Genomic DNA, 916 nt, shown 5'->3' on the forward strand with positions numbered 1-916 from the left:
ATCGCCCATGCGCCGCGGCGCACCACGTCGCATGAAAATTGTGTTATTTTCAAGGATTTTCAAGGGAGGAAGGGACTTTCTTGGACGCCATACTTAAGCCAATCGTTGATCTGCTGCAGTTTATTCTTCAGTTTTATTACGACAACGTCTTTCCGAACTACGGGATAGGCATCATTCTTTTAACTATAACAGTAAGGGTGGTCCTTTTGCCTCTAACCATCACCCAGACCAAAAGCATGATTGAGATGCAGAAGGTCCAACCCAAGCTTAAGGCCTTACAGGAAAAGTACAAAAAGGACAAAGAGCGTCTGCAAAAAGAGATGCTGGCCTTTTATCAGGAACACAAGATCAACCCCCTGGCTGGGTGTTTTCCGCTCCTGCTGCAGATGCCGGTCTTCTTTGCTTTGTTTCTAGTGTTACAAAACTTCGAACCCCTCAAAGAGGCCTCTTTTTTGTGGATCAGCAGTCTGGGAAAGCCTGACCCTTACTATATTCTGGTAGTACTGATGATGGCGACTACCTTCCTAACTTCTTATATGACCATAACTGACCCTAAGCAAGCACAAATCGCCTATATTATGCCCATCGTCCTGGGCTTTATCTCCATACAGCTTCAAGCGGGGATACTTCTTTATTGGGTGGTGACCAACCTGTGGTCCATAGGGCAACAGTACGTGATGGCCAGGTTCTACCCAACCCCGACGCCCCAGAAAGGGAGTTAGGGGGTTTAGACAGTGGAAGGGAGACAGGAGATAGAAAAATCTGCTGGCACCGCAGAAGAGGCCATCCAGGAGGCGTGTCTGGAGCTGGGGGCATCTCGAGATGAGGAAGAAATCGAGGGGCTGAGCGAGGGAACAAGGGGAATTCTGGGAATAGGAGGCCAGGCGGCAAGGGTACGGGTGATCAGGAAGGAAGG

General features: G+C 49.2%; 2 protein-coding genes. Both read left to right on the forward strand.

The annotated features are described in order from the left end of the window. Positions 1–80: 80 nt before the first annotated feature. Positions 81–722, forward strand: a complete 642-nt coding sequence (locus HW443_RS12005) for a YidC/Oxa1 family membrane protein insertase (protein WP_176231164.1) — start codon at positions 81–83, stop codon at positions 720–722. 12 nt (positions 723–734) lie between these two features. Beyond that, positions 735–916, forward strand: a 182-nt coding sequence (locus tag HW443_RS12010; RefSeq protein ID WP_176238306.1) for a Jag N-terminal domain-containing protein, incomplete at its 3' end; no start/stop codon positions are given.

Origin of the sequence: Candidatus Hakubella thermalkaliphila (assembly GCF_013281975.1) — a bacterium.
Classification (GTDB): Bacteria; Actinomycetota; Humimicrobiia; order Hakubellales; family Hakubellaceae; genus Hakubella; species Hakubella thermalkaliphila.